This is a genomic window from Algoriphagus litoralis, assembly GCF_003259255.1.
Classification (GTDB): domain Bacteria; phylum Bacteroidota; class Bacteroidia; order Cytophagales; family Cyclobacteriaceae; genus Algoriphagus; species Algoriphagus litoralis.
This window is the reverse complement of the sequence record NZ_QGOL01000028.1, coordinates 1-17,025: the sequence shown is the minus strand read 5'-3', so window position 1 is coordinate 17,025 and position 17,025 is coordinate 1. Positions and strand designations below refer to the sequence as shown.

The window sequence follows — 17,025 nt, the reverse complement described above, 5'->3', positions numbered from 1 at the left end:
TGGGGTGTTTTGGGAGTTGGTTTTTGCCAATAAATTGCTGATTTATTCCTTTTGTCTCAGGTATGTAAGCTCCCCAGATTGGCGGCAATTTGAAAGTTGAATTGAAATGATCAATTTTAAATGGTTATTATGAAAAATCAAGATTCACAGAAACGCAGATGGTCAAAGCGATCAAAGCTCACAAGGGCGGCAGAAAAGTAGAGGAAATCTGCCGAGAGATGGAATTACCCCCAACACTTTTTATCAAAGGAAGCAGCGTCATGGCAGGATGGAAGCCAAGGAAGTAAAAAAACTGAAAGAACTTAAGGAAGAGAATTCCCGCTTAAACCGGATGTTCGCCGATCTGACCGTAGTGCAGGAGGCACGCTAATATGCGATAGCAAAAAAGCTCTGACGCCTGACCAAAAAAGAATCCTGGTTCAGTTCATGGTCGAAGAACAAGGAGTGAGCGAACGTTAGAAGTGTAAGACGCTTAGCGTGCCTCGAAGTATTTTCCAGTTTCAACCAAAACCCAAAAACGATATGCCTGTGATCCAGCTCCTGGAAGAACTGGTAGCCAAACACCCTTCCATTGGTTTTGACAGTCCCAATACTGGCTTCATAGAAAAGGCCATTCGTGGATCCATAAAATGGTCTACCGCATCTATTCTGCAATGGGATGGAACATCAGGCGCAGACACAAGGAGCTGCTGCCGTTAAGGAACAAACAGACCCTGTATTGACCAGAATTGATCAATCAGGTCTGGTCTGTGGAGCGGCAGTCAGTTCCGCCTGATCAACATTCTGGATGGACTATAACAAGGAAATACTGGCCATAGAAGTGGATTTTTCACTTCCGGCCCAACGGGTGATCAGGGTATTGGAGTTTCTTGAGCTGGTCCGGGGCCTGCCCAAAATGATCCGCGTGGACAATGGCCCGGAGTTTATCTCCCGTCTGTTGGATCTCTGGTGGAGGGAGAAGAACATAGAGCTGGACTTTGTCCAGCCGGGCAAGCCGATGCAAAACGGTAATGTGGAACGCTAAACGGACCGGTCAGAAAAGAACTGCCTAGATTCAATTTATTTAATTCTCTGGATGTGGTAAGGAAAAAGCAATGGAATGGATGGAAGATTTTAGCAGAGAAAGGCCCCATGAGGCACCTAGATATTGGACTACCGTTGACTTATTGGAAGAATTAAAATCAACCTATCTTTGGCTTTTCAAAACTTGAAGCATCGCAAAATTGAATGCGAAAAGCGGCTCAAGACTGGTTGGTCCAAGCCAACCGCTCGCCTTTGTCTTGAACCGCTTGGAGTATTCACTTGCCTTCGCTTATCGTGGGAAGAGTAAACTTTTGGATGGCCCAATTTTCGGTGGAGCCTACTCCATTATGAGCCATTGATAAGTAATTCTATTATTCTTTTGGAACGAAAAAGAAGGTTTATTTTAATCTTTAAAATTGTTGGAGGGTTGATTCAAGATGAAATTAGATTTTGTTCAAGGTACTCTAGTTTTAAAATCAAATCGTCTAAGGTCAACCTTTCCCAATCCTCAGGTCCCAAAAGAGTTTGGAATTCATTGCCATTTTCAACAACGACTGAAGGTAGGGCAATTGAAGTTAGAGGGAAGGCAATTTCCCATTCGTCTTTATGAAGAAAGATCATGTTTAACCTACTTTTTTCGCGGAAATTCTTCCATTCAGGCCGAATTTTGGTAATTCCGTAGGTGATGTCACAGAGTTGACATGGGTAAGTCTTAGGTGATACGATCTTATGCATCATATCCAAGTAGGCATTGAGCTTACCTGAATTTGCATTGTAAATGAAGTAAATTCTAGCACTTCCGGGAATTCTAGGGTCTGTTATTTTTCCCACCATACTTTTGTATTGATATCATCGCCTCCTATGCGGGCAACTGCTTCCTGATAATTTTCATTATTGACGGCCTGCTCGGATTCAGGATAAAAATACCGCACTGGATACCTTCCTTCGTTCAAATTATCAGGACCAGGTTTGAGTGCAGGCATGCCCGTTCTCCTAACTTGAAACCACGCCTCATGTCCGTTATTGATCAAAGAAAGCCATTTTTGGGTTAATATTTTTTCCAGATTCCTGTCCCCATTCAAGGCCACTGAAGCTTGACTCAGGTAGGAAGGAGGTAATTCAGCCCGTAAGTATTGGAAATGAGCCCGGATTCCTGCCTCATAATAGGCGGCAGCATTGCCTCGGATAAAGCCTCGTTCGACCGCCTCAGCCAGGGAAAATTGGAGCTCGGAATAGAGCATATATTGCGCATCCACGCCATTGGGAACATCCCTGAAAATAGCTCCAAATAGCGATACATCATTCAGATTGATCCCCCGTTCATTGATCGTTTCCCGATTGAGGCCATTTTGCAAGCCTTTAAACTGGGGATTGCCCGCCGTGACACTGGCTGCGGTAGGTTTGTACAAAATGTTTTGCCGGGGATCATTCCAAAGTCGCAGTACAGAATCTACCGTCAAGGTCATCCGATGCTCCTGATAAAGTCCCAAAGCGGCCTGAGACATGGGCCATTGGTTGGGAGCAGAGGCCAGATAAGGCACCACGGCATTGTCCCCATTTCCCCGCATCAAATCCCCTGAATCAGCCAATTGCTGCATCTCTGAGAAATTTGATAGTCGCTTACTGATCCTCAATATATATCTAAACCGGAGTGAGTTGGCAAATCTCCTCCACTTATTCAGGTCATTGCCAAACATCATATCTCCTTGAATTCGGGAATTGGTAGCGGCTAGGGTTTCACTGGCTTTGCGTAGGGTGGCAAGAATGCCCTGCTGAGGATCTGTATAGATCGATTCCTGCGTGTCATAGGCTGGAGCAAAATTCCCTTCTCCAGCTTTGATGGCATCTGTATAAGGCACATCACCCCACATATCGGTCAGTTGGGAGAAAAGGTACGCACGAAGAATATCGGCAACCGCCTGGTAGGCCTCGTTGGTTCCGGGGCTTTTTTTGATACTTTCCAGATCATTGATCAGGCGGTAGGTTCCGTTCCAATATCCGGCATTACTGCCCATCTCGTATCGGTCGATCCGCTCAAATTCCACACTTGAGGCAAATTGGGCCAGGTAGTTGGCCAACCTGAACCCCTGCTCATAAGTATTTCGATCCGCAGCTACCGAGATGACATTGGAAAGCAAAAACTGCGGTCCAATCTGTTCGGGTGCATTTGGATTTTCATTGATTTCTTCAAAACCTTCGGTACAGGCTGCTCCCATCAGGATCAAGGCCAACAGGAAAGGAAAGGTAAATCGATTGAGGTATGACTTGTTCATGTTAAAATTCGGTTTTGATGCTGAATCCAAAACTTCGGGTAGAAGGATAGGACATATCCTCCACGCCATAGGTCAATCGCTGACCCTGCATGGCATTGAGTTCGGGGTCGACATGAGGATTTTCGGTAAATAATAGCAGATTGCTTCCCACGACGCCCACTTTCACCTGCTCGAATCCTATCCTAGAAATCCAAGCTTCAGGCAGGGAATAATAAATGCTCAGCTGCCTAAGTTTGAGATAACTGGCATCGTACAGCGCACTGGCTTCATTGCCTCGGTCAAAGAAATTGTTGTAGAAACTTGAAGCTGAGACCACCGTGGTATTGGGTACATATTGCGGATTTTCGGCGGTGCCCACATTGACCACGCCCTGACCCACGATACCTGCCTCCCGGCCTTCCAAGGTTTCGTTCAACACCCCCGAAGTGGAACCCAAGGCGCGGGTTCGACTCACGATCGTGCCTCCTTGCCTCCAATCCCAAACCATCCCGACCTGAAGTCTTTTGAAGCTCAACTGATTGGTAAAACCCAGGAAGAAATCCGGATTGTAATTTCCCAATAGTCGAAGCGAAGCATCCTGGATCGGAAGTCCATTGGAGCCATAAAGCACCTGTCCTTCTACCATTCTGAATCCTGTTCCGAACATATCCCCGATTCGACCATTTTCCCGAGCGATATAAAAGACGGTGTTGGACCCCCCGGATCCGGCAAATACGCTTGCCTCACCGGTTACGTATTGGGTCACTCCCTCGGGAAGCTGAGTCACCACACTTCGATACGTGGAGAAATTAACTCCCATGGTCCATTCCAGATTCAGCTTGGAAATTACCGATCCCGATAGCGCAGCTTCCAGTCCACGGGTTCTTACTTCTCCCCCATTTTCAATCCGGTTACTAAATCCCGAAGCCGTGGAAATCGGTCTTCCGATAATCTGATTGATGGAGGTATTTTGGTAAGCTGAGACATCGAGCATCATCCGATTTTTGAACCAACCCAAATTCAACCCTGCCTCCAGCGCGTTCAAGCGCTCGGGTTTCAATTGGGGGTTATTGAGTACTGTGCGATTGGTCACTCGAATAAACGACCCATAGTTTTGATTGAATTGAAAGGTATTATTGAGCTGATAGGGATCCGTGTCATTGCCGACACTGGCGGCGTTGAAGCGAATAGCGGCATAAGACCATTTCTTTGGCAACTGCACTGCTTCTGACAGCACATAATTCACCCCTCCGGAATAATAGGCAAAGGAATTATCGGATGCCGGTAAGGTCGAAGACCAATCGTTTCGAAAAGTCAGTTCGATAAACAACTGGTCTTTGAAAGCCAGGTTACCAAACGAATACAGGGAATTGATCCTTTTGGAAAATTCTTGGGAAGCACCACGCAACGGAACTCTGGAGTTTTCCAGGTTGTAGATTCCCGGAAGTGCCAGTTGATTGGCTTCCGTGTAAGCATTGGAGATTTCCTGATTCATGCGATTGGCACCGGCGGAGAGGCTATAAGTCCACTGACTACCCAAGCGGTTGGCATAGGAAAGCAAAAAGTCCGTGTTGATTTCCTGAAAGCTGATTTGATCCTCCCGATACCCGCCAAAAACCCGTCTGTTGGTACTAAACGCCCGGCGGAAAGTCCGCTTGTCATCGAAAATATCAGCACCCAGGCGAACCCTTAGACTCAACTTGTCAGTGAAATCATAGGTAGCTGAGGCATTGCCCAAGAAGCGGTTCTTATCGAAGCCATTGGTATTTTCAAAAAGCGTCAGATAGGGATTGGTCGTCCATAGGTAGTTGAAATCATAATGCTGAATACCTTCCTGACCGGCCTGCCAATAATCCCTGAGAGAGGCGATATTGAAGTTTCTTCCGGTCCAATTGAATCCGTACATCACATTTTCGTAGCCATAGCCCAGATTAGGCCGATTGTTACTTCTGCTGTTGACATAGTTGGAAAACAAGTCGAATCGCAATCGATCGGTAAGCTGTCTGTCCAAACTGAGGGAAATCCCGTCCCGCATAAGGTCGGTATTGGGTAAAATCCCCTGATTTCTGAAATTGGTATAACCTGCACGAAATCCGCCTTTTTCATCTCCAGCGCTCAGGGCAATGGCTTGTTGAGAAGTGACTCCGGTCCGGAAAAAATCCCTTACGTTGTTGGGTCTTGAAATCCAAGGGGTAGGAGTGATGGGGGTAAAGCTTCCGTTAGGAAAAGTCCGGCTAAGCACATCTCCAGCCCTGACCGGATTTCCATCAATATCTACCGATGGGCTGTCAAACTGTGCGATGAGCTGTCCCTGATTCAATCTTGGGCCAAAACTGCTGATTCCCCCATCGTTGATCCCTGCACCGATTCCATTCTGAAAAGCATATTGACCATTGGTACCTCCACCATATTCATTTTGGTAGTCAGGCAGGGTTAGCAAGTCTTCAAAAGTCACCGTAGAACTGGTCGATACGCCCAAACCTTTGTTTTTGCTTCCTTTTTTGGTGGTGATCAATACCACCCCATTGGCCCCTCGAGTACCGTAAAGCGCTGCCGAACCAGGTCCTTTGAGGATGGTGATGGACGAAATATCTTCCGGACTAAGGTCGGCTGCACCATTTCCATAGTCCACTTCCTGAATATTGGCTCCGTCATTAAAGAGTACCGAGGCGATCAGGTTATTTTGAATCGGCACCCCGTCCACTACAATGAGGGCCTCATTATTTCCGGAAAGTGAATTTTCACCCCGAATAATGATTCTCGAAGAAGATCCAACCCCTGAAGAGCCATTAGTCACCTGTACCCCGGCCACCTGTCCAGCCAAGGCATTGATCAGGTTGGGCTGTGGCACATCGCTAAGGGCCCGATTATCGACCACAGAAACTGCCGAAGTGAGCGACTGCCTATTGCGCTCGATTCCCAATGCGGTAACCAATACCTCATTAAGCTCGGAGGTTGATTCGGAGAGCATGATTTGGGAAATATCCGAGCTTGCCGTGACTTCCACCTGATAGGTTTGAAATCCGATAAAACTAACCCGAAGGGTAAACGGGACTTTTTCAGCGCGAAAGGTGAACTTCCCCTCTGCGTCGGTGATCCCGATATTTCGGGTCCCCAATTCGGTCAAGGTAGCACCGGGGATAGGAAGGCCTTGGGTATCCACCACTTTGCCGGTGAACGTAGCTCCTTGGGCAAAAGCAGCCCCCGTCACCAGGACCATTATCCAGGTAAATAGTAGCTTCATAAGTATTGTTCTAAGCGTTAAGGATAAGATTCGAAATCGGTGATCTCGGAATCAGATATGATTGAAGAGTCGTAAACTGGATGTTGGAATTTGTCCTGTCTCCACACATCCATAACCTGCCTTACATTCTCCGGCAAATGGATGTTTTGGAAAAAGTATCCTTCTAAGATTCATACGGATTAACCGAAAAGCTCGGGTTCAATCCATACAAAATTGGTTTTGTGGGGGTGCCCTTCGAGGGCCGGCAAATAAAAGTAGGGGGCTATACCGCTGGCATGTCCCCTGAAATTCAATTTTTGCCAAACTTTTCAGCAAGGCTTTCAGAAATTTTCTAAAAGTAAGGTCGAGCGCCTGAGTCATTGAATGAGCCAAGGACTCAGCCGTATCAATGTCTACCAAGTACTCCAGGCAAGTGACTGGACTTGTCTTAGCAAACAGCTGAAACAAGGCCTCGTGCAGGCGGTCAGTTCTCCAGGGCAAGGAGACAAAAGATTTTTCCTCAAAGGCTGATTTAGAAAAGGCTATCAGGTAGTCTCCCCCATCTCGGGAGGGACCAAAAACCGTCTGCCCGCTATCCAAACCCTCTTTTGCAAGAAGAATATGAATCTCGCTGAGGGCGGGAATATCATTTCCGACTGAGATTACCTGATCGTATCCAAGGCTGAAGACCTGAGTGAAGGCTGCGGCATAGCGCTCTCCAAAGGTGGTCCCGGGCTGCTGATGGTCATAGATAATCATCGTGGGCAGGCCGGTTTTGCCAGCTACTGATTGGATTCGTCCCTCCAGTCGATCAAAAAGGGTAACAGCGGCATGCTGATTTCTGCTCCCAAAGATCTGCTTATCCCTTGCCTGCCGACTCGGGGCCAGGGAATAAATCATGACTAAGGTACGGGTGGTTTGCATGGAGCAATAAACGAGGAAAGATTTCGGATTGGATGTCGGGAAGCTTACAAAGCTTCAGAAGATTTTGCAGATAATGTAGCCATATCAAAATGCTTGGTGAAAAATTCATCGCACCAAAGACAGACGTTTTGCAAGGCCTCTGCGCGCTGCCGTCCATATTCTGTCGAAATACCGATACTTTCACCGATTCCGAAAATATCTCCCTCATTGAGCTTTTTCATCACCGGGGAATCTGCAACCCGCCTGAGGATGGCTGAGACTTTTTCCACTCTGGCATCTCCCAAGGGATCTTTGGTCCCCGGGCAGCAGGGGTTGACTTGCCAGAGTTGAATGGAAATTTCCTGGACCATATCCACGTCCGGGTTTCCCAGAAAGGCAATAGCACCGGAAGGAATCTTGCAGAAATTATGGGTTCCATCCTTTTTCCAAATATCCTGCTCCATGGCTCGACCTCTAGCCCAGTTGCCACCCAACCACATATCTTCCGTGGCTCCAAAGAAGCTATAGGTCAATTCATCCCGGGTTTGGCTGTTGAGCTCGGACTTGCTTAGCACGGGCTGCCCCTGCATGTATCGGATACCAAAGGATTCAAAGAGCGCGGAAAGTTCCTCCTTTCGCTTGCCTTCATTTTTATGGTATCGATCTATACTTGCTATGGAAAATCGGTCCACTCCCTTTTCGATCAGGGTCTGCAAAATTTCCGGAGTAAGCAAATCCCCGTTGAATTGCAAGGCGATGTACAGCCGGTTTTGGTACTTTTCCCTCAGCCCATCCAAAATTCGGTACAGTTTTTTCTTTTCGGCCAAAGGTTCTCCTCCACTCAGAGTAAGCCTTTCCAATCGATCGGGCAGATTGCCGATTATGGCCATACAGTCCTCCTCGGTGATTTTGGTGCCTTTTGGTCCGCTATTGTTGTAGCAATGGATACACTGGTCATTGCAGAGCTGGGTAAAAACCCAATAAATCCGCTCGATTTGGTCAAAGTCTTTTTCCATGGGAGAAGCCGTTTTAGCGATTTACGAAGTCAGAGTCCGGGTGGCTTGATCCATCAGTGAAATTCTTTCCTCCAGACTCAGCGTGAGCGGAAGTTGGGCAAGTCCAATCAAGCGTCGGAGTACCTCCACCGCAGCAAAACTTTGGGCCAAGCCATCGTCCAAAGGCGACTTTTGACGATAATAGGCCAAGGCAAAATCCTGAATAGCATCGGGTTGTGTACTTAACTTCAAGTGGGCCAGCATCACGCCAAGTTCAAATTCCCGAGGACCAAAAAAACAAAACTCTGGATCAATGATCCGAATCCCACGGGGAGTCTGCAGCCAGCTTCCCGGAAAATAATCTCCATGAAGCAGGCAAGGGCCATCTGCCAAATACTGTTCTCCCAATGTTTTTACCCGATGCTTCAGTTGAGAATTTTGGCGCACAGGAGCCGCACTCTTCTCCAATCCGGGCAGGACCTGATCGAGATCCATGCCGTTTTCATTGACAAAGGGATAATGAAAAATATGCTCGTGATTGAGCGTTCGCATCGCTCGATTGGTGATCCGCTCCGCATTGGGAAGGGCTTCAAAGGAATCGTGTAGGACAAGGGCAAAATCCAGCAACTCGATCACATCTTTTGTTGAAAGTTGCTTGTTTCCGGCATACATCCCCGTAAAATCCGAACCCACTCCCAGGTCTTCCAGCTGAAGAACAGACTGTTCCTGATCTATTGCCAAAAGTTGGGGCGTGCGGGCTGACAATTCTGAAATACGGGCAGTAAGCCCATAAAATTCTCCCTCTCGCAACACCCGGTCAGCAGGAGCGGGCACTTGGGGATATTTCTCCACATAGGGTCGACTTTGCTTGAGGATAAAGGAGCGTCGGTTAGTATTGACCCGAATCGTGAAATTCATATTTCCTGCGCCGGGAACTTCGGTTTGCTGAACCTCTTCCTCAGGGAAAAGCCAGTTTTTTTCAAAAAGAAATTGCTGGACTGAAGTGGGGTCTAATGAAAGGCTAAACATGGATTATTGAAAGGTGTGAAGGAGGCGCTGATGATAGTCCGGAACCACATCGTAACAATACTTAACCGGATACTGCCCAAAATCCCGACAAAGCAAGTAGGATTTGAACTGTCTTCTGGGATTATCAAGCAGAGTATCGTCGAGGTGGATTTCCAGAGAGGCAAGTCGGGGTTCGCAGATAATGTCATCCGGAGCGATCAGATAGTGAGAGGCCAACACATCGAAAGGATTGAAACCTGTGGCTCCCTGCTCGATCCATTGTCCAATCCATGGACGGGATTCTAAGGCCAGCCATTGCGTGGCCGGGTCCAATTGATCCAGATTTTTGAGGTCCTCCTCCGTAATCCAGACCTTGCTGGAGATTTCAAATGGGCAAAGTGTGATCGGAACTTTGGCCTCAAACATAATCCGGAAGGCGTCATTGTCCAGGTCAAAATTGAGGTCTTGAGCCCTTCTGCCCTGATTGCCGATGGAGAAGTAATCGGTCTCTTTTCTTCGTCCTGCTACGAGGACCACTTCCAAGATTTGGCCGGCAAGTTCGGGATAACGGAGTAAAAGCAAGCCTACATTGGTAGCTGGGCCAATGGCCATGATGTGCATTTTTTCCTTTTTAAGGGCGGCCGCCAGGGCTTCCACCGCATCATTGGTTTGCACATTAGCCAGCTGAATGGCTTCTCCAGCCCCTTTGAATACGCCATATTTCCCACCGGCAAAGTCACGGTTCATCTGCTCGCAGAGCATAAAGGCATTGTCAATGGTGGTATTACCAAACACCGCGCTGATACCTGTGATTTCGATTTGGTCGGATTTCATCAACTGCAAAACGGCATACCCGTCGTCCACATCACAATAACCCGGACGGCGGTGTCTGATCATGCCAACTGACAGATCGGTATCGATCCATACTTTTTTCTTAGAGTGCATATCAATAGTTAGGTTTTAACAAGGATTCCCAAAACTCGATTTCCGATCGGACTCCGGTCAGGGGATCGAGTAAAAAATCCTGTTTATCCGGGTAAATTTGAAGACTTCCTTTTTTCATCAGCCCGATATCGTCGCCCATTAAGATCGCCTCCTTGAGGTCATGAGTGACAAACAGCGAGGTAATCCCATAGAAAGCGGTCAGCTCTTTAAACAACTCCTGCATCCGCTGACGGGTCCCTACATCCAGACTTCCAAAGGGCTCGTCGAGGAGCAAAAGTCGTGGATTGGTGATGATCGCCCGGCCAAAAGAAACCCGCTGACGCTGGCCTCCGGAGAGCTGATGGGGCATCTTGTCCCCTTGCCCTTGCAGTTCGAGCCTTTGAATCATCAGGTCTACCTGCTCTTTGATGCCGGAGGCAGGAATTTTTTGGAGTTTTAGTCCAAAACCGATATTTCCCCGGACGTTCAGATGAGGAAAAAGCAAATCCTCCTGGTAGAGGTAGACTATTTTTCGCTCGGCGGGAGTTTTGCCGGACATATCCTCCCCATTCACCCGGATACTTCCCTGATCTGCAGTTTCCAGACCGGCAATCAACTTGAGCAAGGTAGTCTTACCGCAGCCCGACTTTCCCAAAATGCTCAGGGTGCGGTGTTGATCCAAAGACAGAGAAAGCCGGTCTACGATCAGGTCATTTTGGAAGGATTTGGAGAGCTGTTTAATTTCAAGAAACATCAGACAAGGCGGTTATAGACAAATCGTTTATTCAAATACAACAGGAGAACCGGAGGCCAGACCAAGAGGCAACAGGCGATGGCTCCGTAGTAGAAGTTAGCTTCTTTGATGTATAAAAAGACTTTGACTGTTAATGTTTGAACTTTTCCCACTCCCACCAATGCCGTGAGTCCGTATTCAAACCAGGAAATCAAAAAGGTCTGAAAAAAGCAGACCAGAATCATTCCTTTGGCCAAAGGCAAAATCACCTGGACAAATGCCTGTCGGGATGAGCCTCCCAAGGTGAGCACCAGTTGTTCAAACTGTCTCGTGCGATGGTTCCAAAACGCCTGAAAAAAGATGACTGAATAGGGAAATGCGACCAAATACTGCCCCAAAACCACGCCTTGCCAAGTGCCCGAAAGACCGGATTTGAGGAAGAAAAAGTTGAGGCAAGCGGCCAATACGACCGGAGAAAGCATATAGGGAAAATAGGCCAAGACTAACCAGGTTTCCTTTTGGGAATGGTAGGCGATGGATTTGCTCCAGATAAATCCTGTACCCGTACCCAAGGTCGCCACGAGTAAAGAAATACCTAAGGAAGAAACGAAACTAAAGCCCATGCCGGACTCGGAGGTCAGGACTTCTTTCCAGTTTTTCAGCCCGAAATAGCCGGGCAAAACCTCGGGAAAAAACCACTCTCCCGAAAATGACAGCAAGGCCAAATAGGCAAATGGAAATATTATCCCCAGTCCCAAAACCGACCGCGCCAAGTACCTGAGCTTATTCATGAACCTGAACCTCCTTTCTACGGAAAACCAGCAAAGCCGCGATGGCAATGACTACAGTGTAGGCTACTGCCACCACATATCCCTCCGGGATCAATTTTAGATCAAACTGCTTCAATTCCCGGATGATCAACACCGAAAGCATCTGGGGAGACTCCTGCCCGAGGACCAGGGGAATCTCATACGAGCCCAACAGGAAAATGAAATACAAAATCATGATCCGTTTGGTTTTGGAAAAGAGAATGGGCAAAGTCACCTGCCAAAATACCTGATTGCCATGTGCACCGAGGGAATAGGCTAAGGTGGAAAGCTCTGCTATGCGTTCGTTTTGATACACATTTGAAAAAAGGATTACGAAAAACGGGGAAACGATCAGGACGAAGGTCAGGATAATCCCAATCCCATAGCTGTCATTGATCCAATCCGGAAACTCTTGCAGCCTGTCAATCCAGCCCATTTTCATGGAAATACGGGAGAAAAATCCGGCTTTGGACAGGAGCTGTATTGACAAAAAACTGGCCACCATGCCGGGAATGGCCAAGGGGAAGTACATCAGTAGACTCCAAAACCGATGCTGAAGCGAGGTCCGAAGTCCCATGCTGACGAGCAATGCCAAGGTCACAGAAAGTGCCACGCCTATTCCAGCCAACAGGGCACTGTAAAGGAAAGATCCGATGAGTTCTCCAGACTGAAGGAATTGCCGCCAATAGGTAAGGCTGACACCTTCACTCAAAATCCCAATGATGCCCAGACTGTACAGCAGGGCATAGACCAATGCTGCTGCAAAGGGTAAAAGTCCCAGCAGGAAGAAAAAAAGAAGTCCAAATTCGGGTTTACTTTTCAATGACGTATTTTCTAAAGTCTTCAAATAATCGAAGCATGTATTCTGGGGCAGGTTCTTGAATGGAGTAGGGCTCAAGGGAGTGGATGGTCGGTCCGTATTGCCGCTTTGTAGCCTGCTCGAATTTTTGTCTCCACTCCTCAGGCAAACGATGGATTTCCAGCACAGTATTGGAATTCATGCCCTTCACATCCATTTTGACCAGTTGAGCTTCGGGGGAAAGCATGAAATTAATAACCTGAAGTGCCCCTGCCCGATTGGGGGAATTGTAAGTGATCCCCAAGTAGTTGGAGTTGTGAACAGTTCCGTTTTTCCAGGCATAGCCGCGGGTGGAGCTTGGAAAAAGTCCCTGAAGCACCTTGTCCTCGATACCCCCTTCATTGAATCCATAGGAAATCAGCAATTCCCCAGCGGCAAACATTTGGTCCATTTTGGTATGCTCCCGAGGGAAAGTTTCTCCTTTTTTCCAGAAATACTGCTTATGGGCATTGATCCAATCCCAAAGTTGGGTGGAGAGCGTCTGGTATTTTTGTTCGTCAAAAGAACCATTCAGGCTACCCGGTGAACCTCCGAATTCGGCCAGCATGGATTTGAGCATACTCATTCCGCTGAAATCGTTGGAAATGGTAAATGTCCCGGGCTGGCTTTTTACAAACCGGCTGAGCTCATCAAGCGTCTTTGGTGGACTCGGAAGTTTGATGCTATCATAAATCAAGGCAAATTGTGTGTTGCCCCAAGGTGCCTCCATCCCATTGATAGGTTGCTGAAAATCAATCCCGATATAGGGGTCATCAAAATCGATGTATTGAGAATTTGGTAGCTGCTCTGCAAAAGGTCCCCAAAGCCCATCAATCTGTCTGAGCTGAAAAAAAGTCTCTCCATTGATCCAAACGATATCTAACTGACCGGAAGTTACCCCCGCTTGTTTTTCACCCATGAGCAGTTGGACGATTTCGGGTCCTTGTCCACCGGAAATTTTCAGATCGATACCGAATCGCTTTTTGACCTCGGGAATGAGGAAAGAATTGATGTACTTATTGACTGCAGGGGAACCCTGCCACATCATGAAGTGAACGGTAGTATTACGGCTGAGGCTATCAATAGAACTCCAATCGTGTAGATCAATCTGTTGGGTTGACCTTTGATTTGAACATCCCCAAATTACAACTAGAAAAAAAACAGATAATTTAATAATTAGAGACTTAAACATGCATAAGGGGACTTTTTCGAGTCAATTGGTAAACAAATTTGAAAATGAAAAATTTAAATCGGTGTTTAATTACGTTGAAAAGAATAATCCCGGATTGAGGGCTAAGGTTTCATATTTTTTTGGCCCCAATGAGCTTTGATCGTATAAACGATCAGTGATATTTAGAATCTCAATTTATTTACACTATTCTTTTAAAGGTTAAAATACCCATTTAACATTCAAATGCCGACTTCTAGGGCAGATTAGCCTAGGATTAAAAGCCCTGAAAAGGAATTGCTAAATTTAAATATCAGAAAATTAAAGAATTTGGGTTTGATTTTCAGTCATAGGGTGGGATACGAGCTTTCTCCTAGGGGTATGAATTTTTGGAAAAAGATTGCTAAATCAAATAAATGAATAGGATAGACCCCTCCATTAAACCCATATTTTTTTTTTTTTTCATATGATTCATGAAAATTACATGGGGGCTTTTGCGATAAACAATAAATCAACTGGGATAGATCAGAAAATTGAATTAGATTTTTTTTACATCCTTCAAAACTGATTTTTTCACCAAAGGAAAAAAGTTATGTCTTTTGGATGTAGTTTTTTTTGAATTCCCAGTACTAATGGAATGAATAGATTGAAATTCCAAAATGTCGCACTCCATAGAAGACCATTTTATAGAAACGATAAACCAGCACAGGGGAATACTCCATAAAGTGTCAGGTATATTTTTAAAAGGATTCGAAGAAAAAGAAGATTTAATCCAAGAAATGTTATTCCAGCTTTGGAAAGCATTTCCTGGCTTTTCCGGGAATTCAAAATTTTCAACCTGGATGTACCGGGTTTGCCTGAACACGGCTCTCACTTATTCTAAAAAGAAAAGTAAATCAACATTTGAGGAACTGGAAGAGCACCATTTGCAGATCACCACTGAAAGTGGTGACTTGGATCAGGACCGCGTGAGGATGCTTTATGAGGCTATTGAAATGCTATCCCCATTAAACAGAGCAATTATTCTTTTGTATCTGGAAAATCAATCTTATGATGAAATCGCAGAAATAACAGGGCTGAGCAGGTCAAATGTTAGTGTGCGATTGGTCAGGGCAAAAAAAGAATTGGAAAAAAAAATTAGTACTACAAATCAATACTAGAATGCTAAATAATCTGGAAGAATTCAAAAAAGAATGGTCGGAAGAAAATCTGACAGAAAATTTCATCCCTGTGGACAAGAAAACATGGATTCAGGTTTTGAAAGAACGGGCAAATCGGCAACGTGACGTCAGCATGAAATACTTCTGGGGAGTTTTTATCCTCCATCTAATTGTATATGGTTTTTTGACCAATGTGATAATAAGAAATTTGGAAGATCAGGAGCTGATTTTAGTAACAATCGGATGCTTTCTGCTCTACATTCCATTTACCGCAATTTTGTTGTTGAAATTCAAAAAAATGGCTGTGCTAAGAACAGAAAAGAAGTACAAATCCGGTCTTTCAGTCAAATTGTTTGTGGAAAGTCAGTATAACTTACTCATGGACTTTTATGTCTTTAAGAGAAGATATGAAGTATTTCTAGTTCCACTTAGCAGTGCAATTTTGATTTGGGTAACTTTCAGATTGTACCTGCCCGGAGGCGTCTATCAATATCCAGGACCTGCCATTGTTCTTTTTTTGATTACCATGACTTCTTGTTTTTGGGCCATTTGGAATGAAAACAAGAAAAGTTTTCGTGAGCCTCTGCAAAAACTTAAAGCCATCCTGGAGGAATTGCAGCACTAGCCTCAGACCAGATTCAGCCTTACTTTATTTTTAGTTTTAACTTATTTCCTGTCTAATGAAAATCCTTAAATTCAGTTATCACTACATGCTATTCCTTTTTATTTTTCTTTTTTGTCAGAAGTCCTTCAGCTATTCAATGGATTCTACAAGATGGGATAAGGGAATCCTTACTTCAAATGGAATAAATATCGCCTACGAAAGTTTTGGCAATCCAGAAGATGAAACAATTCTATTGGTTCAGGGAACTGGAGTTCAACTGATAGGATGGCCACTTGAATTCTGTACACTTCTTGCTGATGCCGGCTTTCGGGTAATTCGTTTTGACCACAGGGATGTTGGCTTGTCTACTAAACTGGACTCTTTGGGAAGCCCTAATTGGCCAGAAATTTTTCCAAAAATTGGTTCCTGCAATTCCGATGTGCTTCCTTATTCACTTTTGGATATGGCAAAAGATGCGATCGGTTTACTTGATGCCTTCAAGGTTAAAAAGGCTCATGTGGTAGGTGCCTCCATGGGGGGAGCCATTGCCCAACTAATGGCGATTCATTTTCCTGACCGGGTGATGTCATTAACCTCTATGATGGCCTCTTCAGGAAACCCGGCCAGACCAGCAGGAAATCCCGAGGTTCTCCAAGTCATGGCTATTCCACCACCGGAAAAAGGCAACACTGACACCCTGGTTCATCATTTGGTTAGAATATTTCAAGCTATGCAAAGTCCCCAATACCCGGCAACTAATGAGTCCCTTGCTGATAAGGCAAGAGAAAGCATCGAACGATCCTGGTATCCAGAAGGGAATTTCCGCCAAGCTGCTGCTGTAATTATCGGAGATTATTGCGATAGAAGAGCGCAACTGAAAGCACTTGAATTGGCAACTCTGGTCATTCACGGGGAGAATGACCCAGTGGTAAATATTCAGGCAGGAAAAGAGGTTTCACAAGCAATTCCCGGTTCAAAATTTGTTTCCATTCCAGGAATGGGACACGATATACCCGATGAATTAATTCCAAAATTGGGAGCAATCATTCTGGATTTCATTAGAAGTATTCCCAGTTTTTAATAACCGGCTAATTTTTATTCTGGTATTCAGAGTATAAGTTTCCATATCCAAATTTTATAGAATGGAGTGAGACCAAAAAATCGGATAAGTTTGCAGTGAATTTTTGCTTGGGGAAAATTCTGGGAATCAATACGCTGTTTTAGGCTTTTTAAGCCTGAAATTCTTGACTTTGCTGCGTAAAATCAAATGAATTTATTGAAAGGAAATTCAGAGTTTGCCTCATTTTTTTCCAACACCTTTCTTACTTCATCCCGATTGTAATAGATCACTCCACCAAGTCGGGTATAGGGGATCATAGCCCGGT

At 45.6% G+C, this 17,025-nt stretch carries 16 protein-coding genes and 1 pseudogene; 6 read left to right on the top strand and 11 right to left on the bottom strand.

Features of this window, described 5'->3' with window-relative positions; all coding sequences use genetic code 11:
• The first annotated feature begins 113 nt into the window (after positions 1-113).
• The 3 genes and pseudogenes from DK188_RS21860 (at position 114) to DK188_RS20800 (ending at position 1,024) form a co-directional block, all read left to right on the top strand.
• A pseudogene (locus DK188_RS21860) lies at positions 114-370 on the top strand (transposase).
• 152 nt (positions 371-522) lie between these two features.
• The gene (locus DK188_RS21560; protein ID WP_157963311.1) at positions 523-699 is read left to right on the top strand and encodes a hypothetical protein; all 177 of its coding nucleotides are present in this window, start codon (positions 523-525) and stop codon (positions 697-699) included.
• Positions 700-787: 88 nt separating this feature from the next.
• Complete coding sequence (locus DK188_RS20800; protein ID WP_111672789.1) at positions 788-1,024, top strand: DDE-type integrase/transposase/recombinase; 237 nt, start codon at positions 788-790, stop codon at positions 1,022-1,024.
• A gap of 431 nt (positions 1,025-1,455) precedes the next feature.
• On the opposite strand, the gene DK188_RS20795 is transcribed toward DK188_RS20800, so the two are convergent.
• From DK188_RS20795 to DK188_RS20745, 11 genes are all read right to left on the bottom strand, one after another.
• Positions 1,456-1,857, bottom strand: a complete 402-nt coding sequence (locus tag DK188_RS20795) for a GTPase (protein WP_111672788.1) — start codon at positions 1,855-1,857, stop codon at positions 1,456-1,458.
• Positions 1,842-3,296, bottom strand: a complete 1,455-nt coding sequence (locus DK188_RS20790) for a SusD/RagB family nutrient-binding outer membrane lipoprotein (RefSeq protein WP_111672787.1) — start codon at positions 3,294-3,296, stop codon at positions 1,842-1,844. Before DK188_RS20790 ends, DK188_RS20795 begins: the two co-directional genes overlap by 16 nt.
• Before the next feature lies 1 nt (position 3,297).
• Complete coding sequence (locus DK188_RS20785) at positions 3,298-6,519, bottom strand: SusC/RagA family TonB-linked outer membrane protein (RefSeq protein WP_111672786.1); 3,222 nt, start codon at positions 6,517-6,519, stop codon at positions 3,298-3,300.
• 198 nt (positions 6,520-6,717) lie between these two features.
• Positions 6,718-7,398 (bottom strand): TIGR04282 family arsenosugar biosynthesis glycosyltransferase, encoded by a 681-nt coding sequence (locus DK188_RS20780; RefSeq protein ID WP_157963310.1) that lies wholly within the window; start codon positions 7,396-7,398, stop codon positions 6,718-6,720.
• Positions 7,399-7,466: 68 nt separating this feature from the next.
• The gene (locus DK188_RS20775; protein WP_111672784.1) at positions 7,467-8,417 is read right to left on the bottom strand and encodes a radical SAM protein; all 951 of its coding nucleotides are present in this window, start codon (positions 8,415-8,417) and stop codon (positions 7,467-7,469) included.
• Between the two features lie 21 nt (positions 8,418-8,438).
• Entirely contained in the window at positions 8,439-9,425 is a 987-nt protein-coding gene (locus tag DK188_RS20770) for a phosphotransferase (RefSeq protein WP_111672783.1), read from the bottom strand.
• Between the two features lie 3 nt (positions 9,426-9,428).
• Positions 9,429-10,349, bottom strand: coding sequence for a nucleoside hydrolase (locus DK188_RS20765; protein ID WP_111672782.1), 921 nt, complete (start codon positions 10,347-10,349; stop codon positions 9,429-9,431).
• A 1-nt stretch (position 10,350) separates the two neighbouring features.
• Entirely contained in the window at positions 10,351-11,082 is a 732-nt protein-coding gene (locus DK188_RS20760) for an ABC transporter ATP-binding protein (RefSeq protein WP_111672781.1), read from the bottom strand.
• The gene (locus DK188_RS20755) at positions 11,082-11,852 is read right to left on the bottom strand and encodes an ABC transporter permease (protein WP_111672780.1); all 771 of its coding nucleotides are present in this window, start codon (positions 11,850-11,852) and stop codon (positions 11,082-11,084) included. The genes DK188_RS20760 and DK188_RS20755 overlap by 1 nt, the downstream gene beginning before the upstream one ends.
• Positions 11,845-12,693 (bottom strand): ABC transporter permease subunit, encoded by an 849-nt coding sequence (locus tag DK188_RS20750; RefSeq protein ID WP_111672779.1) that lies wholly within the window; start codon positions 12,691-12,693, stop codon positions 11,845-11,847. Before DK188_RS20750 ends, DK188_RS20755 begins: the two co-directional genes overlap by 8 nt.
• Positions 12,683-13,900: an ABC transporter substrate-binding protein gene (locus DK188_RS20745; protein ID WP_111672778.1), complete on the bottom strand. Its 1,218-nt coding sequence runs from the start codon at positions 13,898-13,900 to the stop codon at positions 12,683-12,685. The genes DK188_RS20750 and DK188_RS20745 overlap by 11 nt, the downstream gene beginning before the upstream one ends.
• Before the next feature lie 635 nt (positions 13,901-14,535).
• Here DK188_RS20745 and DK188_RS20735 point away from each other — a divergent pair.
• The 3 genes from DK188_RS20735 to DK188_RS20725 all read left to right on the top strand — a co-directional run bounded on the left by DK188_RS20735 (position 14,536) and on the right by DK188_RS20725 (position 16,721).
• Positions 14,536-15,036 (top strand): RNA polymerase sigma factor, encoded by a 501-nt coding sequence (locus tag DK188_RS20735; RefSeq protein WP_111672777.1) that lies wholly within the window; start codon positions 14,536-14,538, stop codon positions 15,034-15,036.
• Between the two features lies 1 nt (position 15,037).
• Positions 15,038-15,661, top strand: coding sequence for a hypothetical protein (locus DK188_RS20730; protein WP_111672776.1), 624 nt, complete (start codon positions 15,038-15,040; stop codon positions 15,659-15,661).
• Between the two features lie 136 nt (positions 15,662-15,797).
• A complete protein-coding gene (locus DK188_RS20725) occupies positions 15,798-16,721 on the top strand; it encodes an alpha/beta fold hydrolase (protein ID WP_157963309.1) in 924 nt (307 codons plus the stop codon).
• Positions 16,722-17,025: the final 304 nt, after the last annotated feature.